Annotated in this window: 14 protein-coding genes and 1 pseudogene; 14 read left to right on the top strand and 1 reads right to left on the bottom strand. The window is 42.9% G+C overall.

Going from position 1 to position 17,253, the window contains the following annotated elements:
* The first annotated feature begins 35 nt into the window (after positions 1–35).
* Positions 36–1,139: an LPS export ABC transporter permease LptF gene (gene lptF, locus LYZ37_RS12885; RefSeq protein WP_004747275.1), complete on the top strand. Its 1,104-nt coding sequence runs from the start codon at positions 36–38 to the stop codon at positions 1,137–1,139.
* Between the two features lie 3 nt (positions 1,140–1,142).
* A complete protein-coding gene (gene lptG / locus LYZ37_RS12880; protein ID WP_272785741.1) occupies positions 1,143–2,213 on the top strand; it encodes an LPS export ABC transporter permease LptG in 1,071 nt (356 codons plus the stop codon).
* 90 nt (positions 2,214–2,303) lie between these two features.
* On the opposite strand, the gene mutS is transcribed toward lptG, so the two are convergent.
* Positions 2,304–4,841: a DNA mismatch repair protein MutS gene (gene mutS / locus LYZ37_RS12875; RefSeq protein ID WP_272787173.1), complete on the bottom strand. Its 2,538-nt coding sequence runs from the start codon at positions 4,839–4,841 to the stop codon at positions 2,304–2,306.
* Between the two features lie 127 nt (positions 4,842–4,968).
* Here mutS and pncC point away from each other — a divergent pair, with 127 nt between their 5' ends.
* The 12 genes and pseudogenes from pncC (at position 4,969) to LYZ37_RS12810 (ending at position 17,078) form a co-directional block, all read left to right on the top strand.
* Positions 4,969–5,463 (top strand): nicotinamide-nucleotide amidase, encoded by a 495-nt coding sequence (gene pncC / locus LYZ37_RS12870; protein ID WP_272785740.1) that lies wholly within the window; start codon positions 4,969–4,971, stop codon positions 5,461–5,463.
* Between the two features lie 191 nt (positions 5,464–5,654).
* A pseudogene (gene recA, locus LYZ37_RS12865) lies at positions 5,655–6,272 on the top strand (recombinase RecA); the annotation flags it as partial.
* A 185-nt stretch (positions 6,273–6,457) separates the two neighbouring features.
* The gene (recA, locus tag LYZ37_RS12860; protein ID WP_272785739.1) at positions 6,458–7,504 is read left to right on the top strand and encodes a recombinase RecA; all 1,047 of its coding nucleotides are present in this window, start codon (positions 6,458–6,460) and stop codon (positions 7,502–7,504) included.
* On the top strand, positions 7,504–9,540 hold the full coding sequence (locus LYZ37_RS12855) for a hypothetical protein (protein ID WP_272785738.1): 2,037 nt from the start codon (positions 7,504–7,506) through the stop codon (positions 9,538–9,540). Before recA (LYZ37_RS12860) ends, LYZ37_RS12855 begins: the two co-directional genes overlap by 1 nt.
* Positions 9,540–11,843 carry a tyrosine-type recombinase/integrase gene (locus LYZ37_RS12850; RefSeq protein WP_272785737.1) on the top strand — a complete coding sequence of 768 codons (2,304 nt, stop codon included), beginning with the start codon at positions 9,540–9,542 and terminating at the stop codon, positions 11,841–11,843. Before LYZ37_RS12855 ends, LYZ37_RS12850 begins: the two co-directional genes overlap by 1 nt.
* Position 11,844: 1 nt before the next feature.
* The gene (locus LYZ37_RS12845) at positions 11,845–12,378 is read left to right on the top strand and encodes a hypothetical protein (RefSeq protein ID WP_272785735.1); all 534 of its coding nucleotides are present in this window, start codon (positions 11,845–11,847) and stop codon (positions 12,376–12,378) included.
* A gap of 12 nt (positions 12,379–12,390) precedes the next feature.
* Positions 12,391–13,776, top strand: a complete 1,386-nt coding sequence (locus LYZ37_RS12840; protein WP_272785734.1) for a hypothetical protein — start codon at positions 12,391–12,393, stop codon at positions 13,774–13,776.
* 294 nt (positions 13,777–14,070) lie between these two features.
* Positions 14,071–14,205 (top strand): class I SAM-dependent methyltransferase, encoded by a 135-nt coding sequence (locus LYZ37_RS12835; protein WP_272785733.1) that lies wholly within the window; start codon positions 14,071–14,073, stop codon positions 14,203–14,205.
* Positions 14,206–14,657: 452 nt separating this feature from the next.
* Positions 14,658–15,194: an AAA family ATPase gene (locus LYZ37_RS12825; RefSeq protein ID WP_272785732.1), complete on the top strand. Its 537-nt coding sequence runs from the start codon at positions 14,658–14,660 to the stop codon at positions 15,192–15,194.
* A gap of 134 nt (positions 15,195–15,328) precedes the next feature.
* Positions 15,329–15,829: a hypothetical protein gene (locus LYZ37_RS12820; RefSeq protein WP_272785731.1), complete on the top strand. Its 501-nt coding sequence runs from the start codon at positions 15,329–15,331 to the stop codon at positions 15,827–15,829.
* A 107-nt stretch (positions 15,830–15,936) separates the two neighbouring features.
* A complete protein-coding gene (locus tag LYZ37_RS12815; protein ID WP_272785730.1) occupies positions 15,937–16,494 on the top strand; it encodes a hypothetical protein in 558 nt (185 codons plus the stop codon).
* 113 nt (positions 16,495–16,607) lie between these two features.
* Positions 16,608–17,078, top strand: a complete 471-nt coding sequence (locus tag LYZ37_RS12810) for a hypothetical protein (RefSeq protein ID WP_272785729.1) — start codon at positions 16,608–16,610, stop codon at positions 17,076–17,078.
* The last annotated feature ends 175 nt before the right edge of the window (positions 17,079–17,253 follow it).

Genomic DNA, 17,253 nt, shown 5'->3' with positions numbered 1-17,253 from the left:
ATTAAAAAAACAAGTTTTGTATAGGTAATTTCAGCGTGATTATTGTTAGATATTTGATCCGCGAGACACTCAAAAGCCAATTAGCGATATTTTTTATCCTGTTTTTAGTGTTCCTTAGCCAAAAATTGATCAAAGTTTTGGCCGATGCGTCGGATGGTGATATTCCCGCCAGCTTGGTCATGCACTATGTGGCTTTAAGCATGCCTTCAATGGGACTTTTGATGTTGCCGTTGAGTCTTTTCTTGGGGATCTTGCTCACTTTTGGCCGTTTATACGCAGAAAGTGAAATTACCGTGATGAATGCGACGGGGATTGGTAATAAGTTCTTGATCCGAGCAGCTTTATACCTAGCCGTTATTACCGGTGCGATTGCGGGTTTTAACTCTTTCGTTTTTGCTCCTTATAGCCAAGACCAACTGGTTAAGCTGCAAGAAGAAACAGCGGCAGAGAACAGTGTCGATTTGCTGAAGAAAGGCCACTTCCAAGGCACGCCAGATGGTTCTTCAGTGGTTTTCATTGACGATATTGATGGCAAGAAACTCAAGCACGTGTTTGTTGCCCAAATGCGCCCGCGTGATTCCATTCTTCCGAGTGTCTCTTTTTCTCAATCAGGAGAAGTGAAAGAGCTTAGCGACGGACGACAAGTGATTCGTATGTACGATGGTGTTCGTTATGAAGGTGTTCCGACTCGTGTTGATTACATGGTGACGGATTTCGATCAGTACGAAGGTTTGATTGGTCAGCGTGATGTAAAGCCTCAAGGTCGTGACTGGGAAGCGATTCCTACTCTTGAATTGATGAAGAACCCAGACCCTCGCGCACAAGCAGAAGTTCAATGGCGTATCTCACTGGTTGTTTGTATTCCTTTGCTTACGATGTTGGTTGTGCCTCTTTCTGCGGTTAACCCACGTCAGGGGCGCTTTGCCAAAATGGGGCCGGCTATTTTGATCTATCTGGCTTACTTCTTGGCAATAAGTGCCACTAAGTCAGCGATTGAAGATGGTTCTATTCCTACCTTCGTTGGTATGTGGCCAATAAATGCTGCGCTACTCTTGACCGCGATTGGTATTAACTCGATGGACAGCATTCCTGTTCGCCGCTTCAAAGACAAACTAAGACAAAGAAAAAAGGCAGCGTAAGTCGTGTTTAAGATTCTCGATCTCTACATAGGTAGAACCATTATTGCCACCTCATCTTTGGTATTGGCAACCTTTGTCGGCCTTTCTGCGATCATCAAATACGTTGAGCAGTTGCGTAAAGTGGGCGAGGGGACGTACGACCTTTTGCAAGCTTTACTGTTCGTTTTGCTCAGTATTCCACGTGATATTGAAATGTTCTTTCCAATGGCGGCATTGCTTGGTGCTCTGATTGGTCTTGGTATGTTGGCCTCTAGCTCTGAGCTAGTGGTTATGCAGGCGGCGGGCTTTTCGAAACTAGATATTGGCTTATCGGTACTGAAAACCGCTGTACCCCTGATGATTATGGTTACTTTGCTTGGTCAATGGGGTGCGCCTCAAGCGCAAAAAGCGGCGCGTGATTTGCGTGCTTTTGCCACTTCGGGCGGTGCAATTATGTCAGTACGGACCGGAGTTTGGGCACGTGACGCCAATGACTTTATCTTTATTGGTAAAGTTGAGGACAGCAAAATCTATGGCATGAACATGTGGCGCTACGATGATGACAAGCGCTTGGAAAGCGTTGTTTATGCTGCCGAAGTCGAGTATGTGTCAGACAATACTTGGATGATGAAAGACGTTCAGCTAACTGAAATGGTGGACGAGGTAGAAATCTCCAAGCAGAGTCTCGCTGAGTATAGTTGGACGACTTCTCTGGCACCGGATAAGTTAGCGGTAGTGACGGTCAAACCAGAAGAGTTATCTCTAGGTGGCCTGTATGATTATGTCACTTATTTAAAAGCGTCTGAGCAAGATCCATCTCGTTATGAATTGGCCTTCTGGCGTAAGGTGACACAGCCATTCTCCATTGCGGTGATGATGTTAATGGCACTGTCATTTATCTTTGGTCCACTGCGTAGTGTAACTATGGGTGCCCGTATTCTATCGGGTGTGATTGCTGGATTTACTTTCTATATATCGAGTGAATTCTTTGGCCCACTGAGTTTGGTTTACAACATCCCGCCAGTATTTGGCGCAGTGATGCCTAGTATTGTGTTCTTAACGGTCGCCTTGTTGCTACTGCGTAGGAAGCTCTAAGCTAAATGTTTTCGCAATAAAGAAACGGCAGCCAATCCAATTGGCTGCCGTTTTTGTTTTCTATGGCATTAAGTCAACAGACCTTAGTTGTCACATCAACTTTTTCAGTCGATAAAGCTCTTCTAATGCTTGCCTTGGTGTTAGGTCATCAGGGTCAATTGCAGATAGTGCTTCTTCAACCTCACTTGGCTCTGGAATCAGACTAAGTTGGTTGGCGATGTCTACAGCACTTGAACGAGGTACACCTTCCCCTTCTTGGCCTAACTGTTCTAGCTGTGTCAGCTTAGCGCGTGCGTTTTTAATCACACTCTTAGGTACGCCAGCCAAACCCGCTACCGCTAGACCATAAGATTTACTTGCAGCCCCTTCTTGGACTGCGTGCATAAAGGCGATACTGTCGCCATGTTCCACTGCATCTAGATGAACGTTGGCTAAGTGTGGGATCTGATTTGGCAGCTCAGTTAACTCGAAATAATGAGTCGCAAACAGGGTCATTGAGCCTAGCTCTTTAGCTAGCCACTCGGCACTAGCCCAAGCAAGAGACAGCCCGTCATAGGTGCTGGTACCGCGACCGATTTCGTCCATCAAAACTAAACTATTGGCGGTAGCGTTGTGGAGGATGTTTGCTGTCTCCGTCATCTCAACCATAAAGGTTGAGCGACCAGAGGCGAGATCGTCAGAAGCGCCAATACGGGTAAATATGCGATCAATAGAGCCAATCTGAGCAGACTCAGCAGGTACATAAGAACCAATGTGGGCCATCAGCGCAATCAATGCGGTTTGGCGCATGTAAGTCGATTTACCACCCATATTCGGACCAGTAATGATCAACATTTTACGCTGTGGGTTTAGCTCAATAGGGTTGGCAATAAATGGGTCATCCATTACTTGTTCAACCACTGGGTGACGGCCTGCTTGAATATGAATGCCCACTTCTTTAGTCAAAGTAGGACGACAGTAATCTAGGCTGTCTGCACGTTCTGCCAAGTTTTGCAGTACATCGATTTGTGATACCGCTGAAGCAACGTTTTGCATCTGTTCCAGATGTGGCAATAAGAGATCAAATAGCTCTTCCCAAAGCTGCTTCTCCAGAGCGAGTGCTTTCGATTTAGAGTTAAGCACTTTATCTTCATGCTCTTTGAGCTCTGGGATAATGTAACGCTCAGCATTTTTTAATGTCTGACGACGGACATAATGAGGAGGAACTAAATGGCTTTGACCACGGCTGACTTGGATAAAGAAACCATGCACGTTGTTGTAGCCCACTTTTAGGCTATCGATACCGTGACGTTCGCGTTCATCCTGCTCCATTTGCTCAAGGTATTCTGTTGCCCCATCCGCTAGCTTACGCCATTCGTCGAGTTCAGCGTTATAGCCTTCAGCAATCACCCCCCCATCACGAATCACCACAGGTGGGTTATCTTTGATTGCGTGCTCTAGTAGCTCACATACTTCGTCCATTGGCGCAGCGTATTGAGCCAGTTTGGATAAGTATGGGTGAGCCAACGAATTCATCGATTCTGCTAGCTCAGGCAGTTGCTGCATGGCAAAACGAAGGCGAGCCATATCACGAGGCCTTGCACTGCGTAGAGCCAAGCGAGCAAGAATACGTTCGATATCCCCGATCTGCTTTAGCACAGGGTGAAGATCAGCAAACAGTGACACTTCTTTTAATTCAGAAATGGCATCTAAACGATGATTCAGCGTGTCGATGTCGCGCATCGGCTGATGCAGCCAACGTTTGAGCATACGGCTACCCATAGCTGTCGCAGTATGATCTAGCACCTCAGCTAAGGTGTTATCTGTGCCGCCAGCCAGATTGTGAGTAATTTCTAGGTTGCGTCGCGTCGCGGCATCCAAAATGACAGAGTGATCTTGTCTGTCAAATGTCAACGAGCGAATGTGTGGTAGTGCCGTGCGCTGAGTATCTTTGACATATTGAATCAAACAACCTGCCGCGCAGAGTCCGAGCTTCGCGTGTTCCACTCCGAAGCCCACTAAGTCACGTGTACCAAATTGCTGGTTTAATTGCTGCTTAGCGGTATCGAGCTCAAACTCCCAAACAGGGCGGCGACGATTACCGTTGCGCGAAGACATCAGGTGAACAGGTTCAAAATCTTCCGGGAAAAGCAGTTCACGTGGCGAAGTGCGTTGCAACTCTGCCGCCATCGCTTCTTCGCTTTCAGGTTCCATTAATTGGAATCGACCTGACGTGACATCCAATGTCGCATAGCCGAATTTGTCATCGTGGTAATAGATGGCAGCAATCAGGTTATCTAGCCTTTCAGAGAGCAGTGCCTCGTCGGTGACGGTACCCGGTGTAACAATGCGAACAACAGCGCGCTCAACTGGTCCCTTACTGGTTGCAGGATCGCCAATCTGTTCACAAATCGCTACAGACTCACCAAGTTGAACCAGTTTTGCCAAATAACCTTCCACGGCATGAAATGGTACTCCTGCCATTGGAATAGGTTCGCCAGCAGAAGCGCCTCTCTTAGTTAGAGAAATATCGAGCAATTGAGATGCTCGCTTCGCATCATCGTAGAAAAGCTCATAGAAATCTCCCATCCGATAAAACAGCAAGATATCTGGGTTCTCAGCTTTGAGCTTGAGATATTGCTGCATCATAGGCGTGTGTTTTTGCTTTTCTTTTTCAGGTAACGCTTTCACGGTATAGATCTTTTGTTTATTCCTATTGCGGCTTAGGATACGTGAATAGCCTAAGAGCGAAAAGGTGTAATAAAGGGTTTTAGATATGGAATCACAGCAAAATCTCTCTCAACAGTTAGGTGAGTTGCTAAATCATCATAAATTAGTCATGACCACTGCTGAATCTTGCACTGGTGGCGGTGTTTCTGCGGCAATTACTGATATTGCAGGAAGCTCAGCTTGGTTTGATCGCGCGTTTATCACCTATAGCAATGAAGCCAAGATGGAGATGCTCGGGGTGTCAGCGGCAACACTCGAACAATTTGGCGCGGTGAGTGAACAAACTGTTGTGGAGATGGTTGAAGGGGCGATACAGAACTCAAATGCCAATATTGGCGTTTCAATCAGCGGTATCGCAGGGCCAGGAGGCGGTACTGAGCTAAAACCGGTAGGAACCGTTTGTTTTGCTTGGGCTGATTCTAGCGATTGGAAAAAAGTAGATACAGTGTGCTTTTCAGGCGACCGTGCGCAAGTTCGCCTACAGGCAGTCGAACACGCGTTAAAAGTACTGTACGTGGAACTGTCGACAAGGAATAAATAATCTGCCCAATAATTTAAATGCTTTTAAAATTAGGTGGATATCACCAAAAGCTAAAAAAAAACCATACAGGTATGGACACTGTATGAATCAACAGTATAATGACTTGCATTGATTGTTCAGTCACTGAGCTGAACGGAAGAATTAGATTGATAATCATCAGCACGAAATAGATGAATCATTTGGAGAAAGTGATGGACGAGAACAAACAGAAAGCGCTCGCCGCTGCGCTAGGTCAGATTGAAAAGCAATTCGGTAAAGGTTCAATCATGCGCCTTGGTGACAACCGCGCAATGGACGTAGAAACTATCTCTACAGGTTCACTTTCTTTGGATATCGCTTTGGGTGCTGGTGGCCTACCTATGGGTCGTATCGTAGAAATCTACGGTCCAGAATCTTCAGGTAAAACGACGCTAACACTTGAGTGTATTGCAGCAGCGCAAAAGCAAGGTAAAACTTGTGCCTTTATCGATGCTGAGCACGCTCTTGATCCTGTTTATGCTAAGAAGCTAGGTGTTGATATCGACGCGCTATTGGTTTCTCAGCCAGATACAGGTGAACAAGCTCTAGAGATTTGTGATGCGCTAGCACGTTCAGGCGCTATCGACGTAATGGTTGTTGACTCAGTTGCAGCACTAACTCCTAAAGCTGAAATCGAAGGTGAAATGGGCGACAGCCACATGGGTCTTCAAGCACGTATGCTTTCTCAAGCAATGCGTAAGCTAACGGGTAACCTGAAGCAGTCTAACTGTATGTGTATCTTCATTAACCAAATTCGTATGAAGATTGGTGTGATGTTTGGTAACCCAGAATGTGCTATTGCATAGTTGTTTGTATCGGTATTTATATTGATATATAAGGTGTTATTAGTAATAATACCGATGCATACAGTTTGAGTCGGTGCTTTTTGCCAAGTTTGAATCAAATTTGACAAAGGGTAGGCAAAAAACCTATTAATCACTTTACAAGTTTGAAACAAATTAAAGGTACTTGATCGATGGACGATAATAAGCAAAAAGCATTAGCTGCTGCGCTAGGCCAAATTGAAAAACAATTTGGTAAGGGTTCAATCATGAAGCTAGGCGACAATCGCACGATGGACGTAGAAACTATCTCTACAGGTTCCCTATCTTTAGATGTCGCTTTAGGCGCTGGTGGTCTCCCGATGGGGCGTATCGTTGAAATCTATGGTCCAGAATCTTCAGGTAAAACCACATTAACTTTGGAAGTGATTGCTGCCGCTCAAAAACAAGGCAAAACTTGTGCGTTCATTGATGCCGAGCATGCGCTGGACCCAATTTATGCTCGAAAGCTTGGTGTTGATATTGATAGCCTTCTAGTTTCTCAACCTGATACTGGTGAGCAGGCTTTAGAGATCTGTGATGCGCTAGCTCGCTCTGGTGCTATTGATGTTTTGGTTGTTGATTCTGTGGCTGCGTTAACGCCTAAGGCAGAAATTGAAGGAGAGATGGGTGATAGCCATATGGGGCTTCAAGCCCGCATGCTTTCTCAAGCGATGCGTAAGCTTACAGGTAACTTAAAACAATCAAATTGCATGTGCATTTTTATTAACCAAATTCGCATGAAAATAGGCGTAATGTTCGGGAATCCTGAAACTACAACAGGTGGGAACGCATTAAAATTCTACGCTTCAGTACGCTTAGATATTCGCCGTACAGGATCCATCAAGGAAGGTGATGAGGTCGTTGGCAATGAAACTCGCATCAAAGTTGTTAAGAATAAAATTGCAGCGCCGTTCAAGCAGGCTGAGACTCAAATTTTGTATGGCAAGGGCTTCAACCGTTATGGTGAGCTGATTGACCTAGGTGTAAAGCACAAGTTAGTTGAGAAAGCTGGTGCTTGGTATAGTTATCAAGGCGATAAGATTGGTCAAGGTAAGGCTAATGCATGTAAGTTTATTGAAGAAAAGAGTCATATCGCTGAAGAACTTGATATTAAGCTACGAGAATTGCTTCTTACTCCGGCAGTAGAACAGCTTGAAGAAACTGAAAATAAAGACGTTGCCGAGGATGATGCATTTTAATGATGCGCACTAATTTCTTGGTAGAAGGCGGTGAATTTTGTTTTGAAAAATATGGGTTCACCGCCCATTTCCACCCTGAATTTATTGATACACTCTGTTGGTTACCACGATTCACTGACGCTTCAAAAAAATCTTTCAATAGCCACTGGTTATCTTTAAGAGAGTTTCTAGGTTATATTCGAGATATCAATCATGCTCTTTTTGAGCGCATTCATATTCACTCCTCTTTAGATGATTACGGCTCCTTTGAACAGTGGCAGTCGGCATTAATCTCTTTCCGAGAACATGTAGACCAAAAGTACAAATCATCATCGAACAAAAATAATTATTTAGGTGGGATGCATTTTTGGACAGACTTGTTAGCACACAAAAACAAAATTCCTCGATTATATAAATTAAGTTCATTTGGTAATTCTACTGGTGATCTCAAACCTGCCACAGTTGCTGACGCAACACTCCCTCCTCACATCCTAGAATCTATCGGTGGCTTGGAGAGTGATAATCATTCAGAAATGAGTCGCTTGATTGCAAATTTAAAGGCTGTAGAGGTAATGGGAGAATATGAGCTTCCTGACAGTTTCGCAGAGCTGAATCTTGATAAAAAGGCCGAGTGGTTGCTAACAAAGCGATTGTCGGATTTGAGGCTAGGCCTAGAAGATAAGTTTATTGAGGCCAGAAAGATTCGAGCAGAAGGGCTTGTAGCCATTCGTGCTCACCGCCATATATGCCCTCTTCTTGATGAGTTTCTAAATTTCAACGGTGGCAGCGGTAAAACCAACCCAATGTTAGAGGACATTAGGGCGCTTACTTATGAAGAACTCCGATATGGTCTTTTAGCTTGGTTCTGGTATTGCAATGGCAAGATTCAGTTAAAGGAAAGAGACGGTAAAACTTATCGCACAGCGACTAAGCAGTTGAATGAGGTTCGAAGAAAAGAAGGCTTGGATGTTAAAGTCTATGGCTGGAATGACTTATGGTTTGCTGATCGTCTAGGCTGTACATCACGGCTATATTCCCCTGCTGCATTATTGTTGATCTTTGACAACTGTATGAACGTTACGCCAGCAACTAACCTTCCTATAGATTGCATAAACGATCTTGGCGACACTCCTGTCATCGAGTGGTACAAACATCGTGCGAAAAGCACGCTATTTAAAGCTATAAGCAGTAGCCTCAAAGTCTCTAGCTTTGATGTTGTACGGCATGTCAAAAGAGTAACTCAACCTTACAGGGAGATGGATATCTCTCCTGATGATAAAGAAAATTTGTTCTTGTCATTTGCAAACACCAAAGACAAGAGATTCGAGGTAATGCGTCCTCGGAAACCTGATGGCGCAACCTTTACTCTACAGATGAAAGCTACTATTACCGAAATAAGCAATGGAAACTGGTTTGCTACCGCAGAAATGGTGAGGAAGAGTGTTCTACTTCTATCAGCTATGAATGGTGGAGTAGCAAAACTTAAAGATGAAGCGCAGCATAAGGGAGGTAGAACTTCCACAGCCTACGCTGATCGAGCCCCCATGAAAGCCAAGCATGATGTAATCATGCGAGAGTTCAAAGAGTGGCTGCAAACCTTGATTACTATGCGTATCGATAATGCCGCAGAAAAATTAGGTGTAGACCCATCTGAGTACAAAGATCGTATGGAGCAAATGATTGACTCTGGCTTTGGTGGTTTAGTTTGCTCTGAACCTAGAGGTGGAGCGCAAGAAGATGTAGAAGATGGTGAGGTATGTAATAAGGTTGCTCGTTGCCTAACCTGTAAGAACAAAGAACATGTGTTTATTGAATCGGTTGAAAACGTTATGCACCTGCTCATGTGGCGAGAAGCATTAAATCAAGCTATTGAAGAGGATAAGATTGATGGCACTGACTTGAACTGGTACTTCTGGTTAAGTTTTATTAAGACAATATTGAGTCGATTGACTGACTCACCTGTTGAGAATAAGAAAGCACTTGTAGCAGATGCCAAAATTCAAATGTCGAAACACAACAATCCATATCTATTAATTGATTTCAAAGAGATTAGTTGATGCTTGCAAGCCAAATCTCGCTGATCGACTACCTTTCACTCAGCCCCCAAGATAAGGAGTCATTAAACAGAAAAGATGAATTTACAAAACCATCTGATCTAATTGAGCATGACTATCCTTGGCTGCTCAATGACTACAAGGAAAATACTTGGCGCGTATCTATGCCGAGTAAGGACTCTTCGTCAAAGCAGTTGAAAAAGCCCATCAACATCCACTTTGATACGGTCGTTCTTGGTGGCGGACGTATATCCGATAACCCAAGGGTTATCGAAGATATGAAATTGTTTGTTGCCATCACAATCACAGCCAACTTTAAGAATGCGATAAAACTCAGTTCTAACAGCCGAGTTAAAGCCTTCGTAGACTCTCTGAAACGTTATGTAGCAGAAGGGCTTGCAACTCCTTATATTACCAATCTAGAAAACTTGTCATATGGTGAATTCTTCCTTCTAATCCAAAATGGAGGTAACAAACTTGGTTACAACCTGAACTATGTAAAGGTACTAGAAGATTACTTTGATGGCTTGGAATTACATGAAATTCCGATACTTAGATGCGAAGACAAGAAACAATCAACCAAAATAGATACAACTAGAATTTTTAATGAGTTGGGTATAAATCAGTATGCCTTCAGGGAGTGTGCTGCTGCCAAAAGAATCGTTGCATTAAAAAGCCTTGAGCTGGAAAGGCACTATAGCGCAGAGACATTTAAGGTTTTATACCCTGAAACTTTGACTGATATAAGTGAAAAGAAGATGGTGCATGAGAGATCTTACAAAGACTACCTAGCAACACTAAGTGCCTATTCGCAAGCTAATTCAGTTTACGGGGGGCTGTTTAATTACAACCTAATTCCGTTTGATGTCGATGAAGTTTGCGTAGCTACAGAGTATGAATACCCTGACTTCAATGAGATGGTTGACTTGTCCGAGCGTACACGAGACATACCTCCCTTGATATTCATAGATATGATGGACGCCGCCGCTCGCTTTGTGTTGGATTATGCCGACGACTTATTTGAGGCTGAAAAGCACTTCTCAGCTATATATGCACGTGAGCTTAAGTTACTTAACGGTGATGTTTATCAGGCTGGGAAACAAACGAATAAAAAGGTCAGGCTCTATAAGGCCAATGACACGAGGTTACACTCTCCCTTCCCTATGACTGCCTATAAACATGCTATGGATCGCTCAGGGAATCGAAAGCACTCAAACGAAGTCTATGAAGCTATAGCAAAAAACATGGCTGCCGGAGTTTCGCGGATGAAGTCTATGGAGGCTTGTGAATTGACTCGTGGGCAATACAACTCAATAAGGTTGTCAATTTTGGCGAATCAGACTAAGAAAGTTTCTCTGCATAAAGCCTTGTATCAGTACCTACCTTTTTGCTGCGTAGTAATCATTTTCGCTTTAACAGCAAGGCGAGAATCAGAAGTTTTTGGTTTGCAGGTTGGGTGTGTTAGTAAAGACCTTGATGGTTTTTTGTGGCTGAATAGTTTTGTCGCAAAAACCTTGCAGAAACACGCTGACTTCACAGCGGTATCTTTAGTCGAAAAGGCGGTATCAATACTTGAAAGATTGAGTGAAAAGGGCCGTAAAAAAAAGAACACGAACTCTATTTTCGTATTTGATGACACCTTTGATCGTCCACCTACAACAATGAAGTCGATTAACAGAATTGCAGATGACTTCTTTGATTTTATTGGCATTGAACGTGACGACAATGGCAAACACTGGAAGCTATCAGAGCACCAGTTTCGAAGGTTCTTCGCAATCATGTTCTATTACCGTTACGAGAAAGGTGAAGCTGATGCCCTCATGCATGAGCTAGCCCACGTTGATTGGAGTATGACTGCCCATTATCTCACAGAGAAAGAGACAGGCGCTGCCCTAAGGAAACTACACCAACAATACAATAAGGCTCGTTCAAATAGGTTAGTTGACTATTCACTTAGAGACGACTTAGGCGGTGAGGGCTTTCCTCTACTAAAAGAAAAACTCGAAGGTTCTGTCGCTTCAGTGCCTGAAATGATGCGTGAAATTGCCATCGAGACTGTTGAAGAGAACAATTTTGTCTTCGACTTCATCCCAAGTGGCCTGTGCCTTGGCAATACTCCTTGGCTCTCTGAGGGCTGCAATTGCTACAGAGATGGCTTTGTGATGCAGCATGATGCTTCAAGTAAGATGTGCAGCGGTTGCCCGGCACAAATTACTGTTCCTGAAATCGCCAAAGGCGAGATGAAACCAATGAAGGAATTCGGCGAGTCGGCAATATTGAAAAATTTAACACAGCGGGCAGGTTAAGATGTCAAACAAAAAACCAAACAAAGGTCATAAGAATGTCGATACTTCAGAAGAAAAGAAGGCGGCTGCCTCAGCTCGTATCGAGAGGCGTATCAGCATTCTTGAAGACATCGTCAGCGAAAGGGTGGCTAGCTTTGCTAGCATGGAAGGTCTCCCGAAGAAGCTCAAAGAGTTCACAGATAGTAACGATTGGATTGTAGGTGATGTTGATCTGGAATCGATGACATTTGGTCGGGGAACCTATTACCAGAAGTGGAACAAAGATAAGTTTGAGAAAAGGCTCAACGACCTCTTTGAACGCATCAAAAACCCCAAGAAGGTGGATGATGAAGTTAACGAGCTAAATGATAGGCTTGGACAGCTTGAACGTGAAAATATGAACTTGATGGAAGCCAACCTGCGTCTAGACCGGAAGCTAAGCCGCGAAGTTAAGCATCTTAAAAAGCAGCTTGAAGCCAGTAAAGAAGCCAATAGACGCCTGCAAGAGCAGTTAAATAGAAAGGCTGATGTTGTCCCTTTCAATAAGCCTAGGTAAGTGGTGGGTCATATGAATAAGTTGGTTGTAAAGACGCTATCATCTGAATTTGAATTAGATGGAAAAAAGCTGCCAAAGTTTCCATTTGTTATGGATAAGTACGGCAACCCTCATGTGATAATCAACAGATTTCTATGTGAATACCACGCATTCAAAAAAAAGAACGACTCGGAGTCTACAATTCTGCCTGCTGCTAGGAATATTGTGAGTTTGTTCAATCAACTCGACCAAACTTACATATCTGACAACGCGAAAGATAAGAAGGTGGAGAAAGAAGCACGGGATAATAATGCATCTTCCTACATGAATCATGATCGAGATTTAGATTCTGGTTTTAATCTTTATGGCGATAGTTTTCACCAGACATGGCTATCAGCGACCGATGCCCTGCTCTCGCTAATGTTAAGCAATAGCGAGAAGATAAGCCCTAATCAGAACTCGACTATCAACCGAAAAATGGGTGACTTCATTAGTTTCCTATGGTGGGCGGAGAAAAACCATTACAGTTATTGGCTAACGGGGATTAATGATCGAACTGAACATGGTGATAACGAGTTTTCTGTTGCCCTCGAACCAACAAAAAGCAAGCATTACCAGTACAGTAATCCTCATCAGTTAACGGTTGAAGATAAAGGTCGTAGAAAAGTTTACGGTGCAAAAAAGCGGATTGATGAGGCATACACAAAGTTACAGGTTAAAAAGGACTCATCAGCTACTCCAAAGGATATGGCCTTACACTACCGAAATTTGTTGATACTGAGGGTAATAAGGGAAGGCTCCCTGCGAAATACTGAAGACATAACCTTGGAGTTATCTCAATTTCAAGGTGACCCAGAGTATGACACATCTGGCAATAAGGTTTGGATAAAAACATCTAAGACAAAGGGTAAACACAAAGTCAGCAGATACGTAGAAATTCCTGCGATGCTTGATAAGCAGATTAGAAAGTTCATAAAGATGTTTAGAAAGCAACTTCTTCCTAAAGCAATGCAAGGCGGAGAAGCATCTCCTTCAGATCCTGTATTTCCATCAGCAAAAACGGGTAAGGCGCTCAATAGGACTTCAGTAAATGGAATATTCAAAGAATACGGTATCTCTCCTCATCTCGGTAGAAAACTTTCGTTATCGGAGATGGTGCAAAGTCTGCATAAACAAGGTCTTGGAGAAGGGGATATTTTATTGTTAGTTTCAGAGCATGCGGGCCACTCCGATAAGACGAATGGTTCAACACTTCGTAGGCATTACCTAGACGCTCTTCGAGAGTTAGAAGTTTCAACAATGGAAAACCCAGTTACGTTGAAATGTGAGCTTAACGAAGCTGAGAGTGAGATAGAGAAACTTAAAAGAGAGAATGAAGAGTTAAGATCTAGGCTTCTTTCTCACTCGACAACTAACTAGTTTATTGTTTTCGAAAGCGATGAGAAGAGTTTGGGTAAGAATTGGTAAGTAATTTACCACTTCTTACCCAAACTATTAACTCATTGAATTGCAAGTTAATATTTCTTGTAGAACTATTATTAGTTAACCTGATATTAGTTCAGCTTCGTAATCTCAATGCACTAGATCTGACGGTAGCCCTAGATTGTTCTTGGCTAATTACTTGCTTAGACTGATTCAACACACTTCCACTCAGCGTAATATGGGGCAGACGTCGGCTTTATCGAGAGTTACAGTCACGATATCGTATTAATATTGGGACCGCTTTATCATATACAATCAAAATCAGACCGAGAGGCAGTGCTGAGAGAAGCTCATCGAGTTTTAAAACCAAATGGGGCTCTCTACCAGCCGTTTCTTTGTTTCAGGTTTGCTCGCAAAAATGTCTAACGATTTAGCTCCTCCAACTGTTTGAAGTGATTAAAATGCAAGTAGCTTAGTTAGGTCACCTGACGTAGGCCCATTTTTAGAACTGGTTACTTTGCTAAACCGACTTAAATTGAATCTCTAGCCGTTCACACTGGGTTTAGTGTCGAAAATCACGTTGCAACAGATGGTTATGCTCGTTTTGTTGGTCAAGAGATGAACAAACTTAGCGAGCTGCAGTATCAAGCTTGGTTGAAGTATCACCTTGTTACGTATGTAGAGCCATCATTGCTTGGTAGTAGCAACCATGGTTTAGTTATTGCAAAAAAGTGCAGTTAACAAACTGTTCAACAGGGTGGGCGCTACGCGTGACATTTTCACTATGCGTTGGTTTTTGTGATTAAGGTGGTTTGCGGCTGCTTCGGTATTACGTTGCTCATCTTTTAACAGGCCGTTATACGTCTATGGAGTTTTGTTTGAATAATCGAGTAGTTTTTACAGGTGGTCCGGGGTCAGGGAAGACTTCAGTTATCGAGTTTCTGAGCCAAATGGGTTACGCCTGTGCACCTGAAGTTGGGCGAAAAGTTATCCAAGCCCAAGTAGAATTGCAAGGCACAGCATTACCTTGGTTGGACAAGGCCGCATTCCGCGACGAAATGGTCATTGAAGAAATCGACAATTACGAAAACTATGGTGGTACTGAAATTACGTTTTTCGACCGAAGTATTATCGACTCGTATGGATACAGTAAGTTTGAGCGTATACCTATATCGGATCTTTTGTTAGCGAAATGTGGTGAACTGACTTATTGCCGTAAAATTTTCATTTTTCCGCCTTGGGAAGAAATCTACAAGAATGACGCTGAGCGAAAGCAGGACTTTGCTGAAGCAATAGCGACATATCATGAAATAGTGAGTGCATATATTAAATTTGGCTATGACTTAATTGAAGTCCCTAAGATTTCAGTCAAAGCAAGAGCACAGTTCATCATCAGCAAAATGAGCGATGGCTGACAATAAATTTAAGAGTGATTTACAGGCTTGACGCATTCATTTCAAGTTGGTTTAGTATTTAGGAAACAATTCGTTAGATAAGATGTTAGCGTTGTTCATACCTTAAATTGACGTTATGTTTTAAGGAGAGAAAAGTGCGAAAAATCATAAAGCTACAACTGAAGAAAGAACTGATTAAAATGACGTATACATGGTTGCCATTTCCAGCATTTGTGTGCATTTTTCTAGCTTCTTATCAAGTCGGTTACATCACGCTAGAGACTACTGTTCCAACTATGATTGAGTGGTTCTTGTCTGAAGTTCTCGTTGATATGGATAGTATCAACATGTGGTTTGTATTGTCTGCACCATTGAGTATAGTAGTTTGGTTTGTCGCAAAAGCATACAAGTTCAAGCGTATCGAGCGTTCTAGGCTTCGTAAAGTCTATGTGTTTATTGTCAATCAACCGCTCAATGCAATTCGAACAATTTCAGGCTTACTATTCGGATTGTGGCTAGTACAGTTTTATCCAGAATTTGGATTGGAGGGGGCTTATGAAAGGTTGCTTTCTAGCATTTATTTCCTTGGGGTCGCCGTAATACTATCTATTTTTGCTCGGTACTCATTTGATTTACTCGTAGTAAATAAAACATGACAAACATTTTAAGAGTGATTCGCAACACTTGGCATTTTTGCCATGCGTTGCTCATACCTTAACAGGGCGTTAGGGATTTACGTTCAGGTTTAGCTAAAGGAGAGAATATGGGAGACTGGGAGCATTTACATGATATGTACAACAAAGGTTATAGTGCTGATCAAATAGCAGAAGCAGCAGCCTGTGGATATAACCCTTATGAGTTCGACCCAGATGATTTTGGGTATTCTTCTGATGATTGGGAAGTCATAGATAGCAATTTCAGTCTGGATAAACCTGAAATTAACCCTGAGTTAGCGTCGATTTTTGAAGAATTAGTTGACAGTGCCGAAGCATTTTACAAGCTTACAAATCGTTATTTACAGATTTGGGGTGAGTTGGGTGAGTTATATGCTGAAATTGAGTATGGTATTAAGCGGCATAAACCGCACACTAAAGGCTCTGACGGAAAGCTAGGGAATGACTTCATCGAGATAAAAACTATATCTCCTGAGAAAAGCAAAGATGAAGTTAGGGTTAAACGCGCAGGGAATTTCAACAAGCTATTAATAGTAAAAATATCTACAGACTTTACGTTTGAAGCGAAGCTGATTGCACGAAAGGATCTACCAAAAGGTGACGGCAAGCATGCGAAAGCTCCTTGGGTTCGTAAAGAACTAAAGTGACAATACATACAGTTAACTCTAATCGGGCTAATCTGTAGATGTATAATATCTAGTATTACTTATCAAAGTTGAGTGTACGATAAGGCTATGCTCTGTTTATAGAAAGTTAACCAATGAAAATTTTGTACTTTGATACATTCAGCCTTTTCTATTCTCAACAGTACTTACGAAGTGACAAAAGCATTTTACATGCCTATGAAAGGTGGCGTTGTGGCTCTCCAGTCAACTTACTCAATGCGGTAACACCTGACCTAGCAGGTATTGAAAGGCTTCGTAGGGCTGCTGTAGAGTCAGGATTTAAGCTCTACCCCCTTGGTACCAAGTACAGTCGAACCCTGCTTATTGAGGCTGGGTTGTTTAATGCCGATGAATTGGCTCCAGATGTAACTATAAGAAGCCGTTTGGATGATAGTGACCCTGTGAGAAGAATGCTATCTCATGCGTTTACGTTGAATGCGTCTTGGTATGCTTGTGGGGACTGTGGTCCCGATTTAGTAGATGAACGCTATCTGGTTTCAAATTGGGGCCTTGGTGTCACTGATGAGCTTATATCTAAAGTCAGATCCTTGAGTTCTATTTGCTAGTTATTGTTGAGATAAATGGAGCGGAGTTGTTTCTTTTTGTCTAAGTAGTGTTTTTACACCATTGAACCGCCTCCCCTTTGTTACTCCGTAAATCTCCCTTGCTTTGCTGATTAAGGCGCCCGACCTCTACATTTCAGGCCACCTTAACTAGCGTTATTCTCGAACTTAATCAGAA

It is taken from the genome of Vibrio tubiashii, assembly GCF_028551255.1.
Lineage (GTDB): Bacteria > Pseudomonadota > Gammaproteobacteria > Enterobacterales > Vibrionaceae > Vibrio > Vibrio tubiashii_B.
This window is presented reverse-complemented; position numbering and strand designations above follow the sequence as displayed.

Coding starts and splice junctions, on each gene's coding strand:
- LYZ37_RS12810 (WP_272785729.1), top strand. CDS start 16,608: ATGAAAATTTTGTACTTTGATACATTCAGCCTTTTCTATTCTCAACAG.
- pncC (WP_272785740.1), top strand. CDS start 4,969: ATGGAATCACAGCAAAATCTCTCTCAACAGTTAGGTGAGTTGCTAAAT.
- LYZ37_RS12815 (WP_272785730.1), top strand. CDS start 15,937: ATGGGAGACTGGGAGCATTTACATGATATGTACAACAAAGGTTATAGT.
- LYZ37_RS12840 (WP_272785734.1), top strand. CDS start 12,391: ATGAATAAGTTGGTTGTAAAGACGCTATCATCTGAATTTGAATTAGAT.
- LYZ37_RS12850 (WP_272785737.1), top strand. CDS start 9,540: ATGCTTGCAAGCCAAATCTCGCTGATCGACTACCTTTCACTCAGCCCC.
- mutS (WP_272787173.1), bottom strand. CDS start 4,841: ATGATGCAGCAATATCTCAAGCTCAAAGCTGAGAACCCAGATATCTTG.
- LYZ37_RS12855 (WP_272785738.1), top strand. CDS start 7,504: ATGATGCGCACTAATTTCTTGGTAGAAGGCGGTGAATTTTGTTTTGAA.
- LYZ37_RS12845 (WP_272785735.1), top strand. CDS start 11,845: ATGTCAAACAAAAAACCAAACAAAGGTCATAAGAATGTCGATACTTCA.
- recA (WP_272785739.1), top strand. CDS start 6,458: ATGGACGATAATAAGCAAAAAGCATTAGCTGCTGCGCTAGGCCAAATT.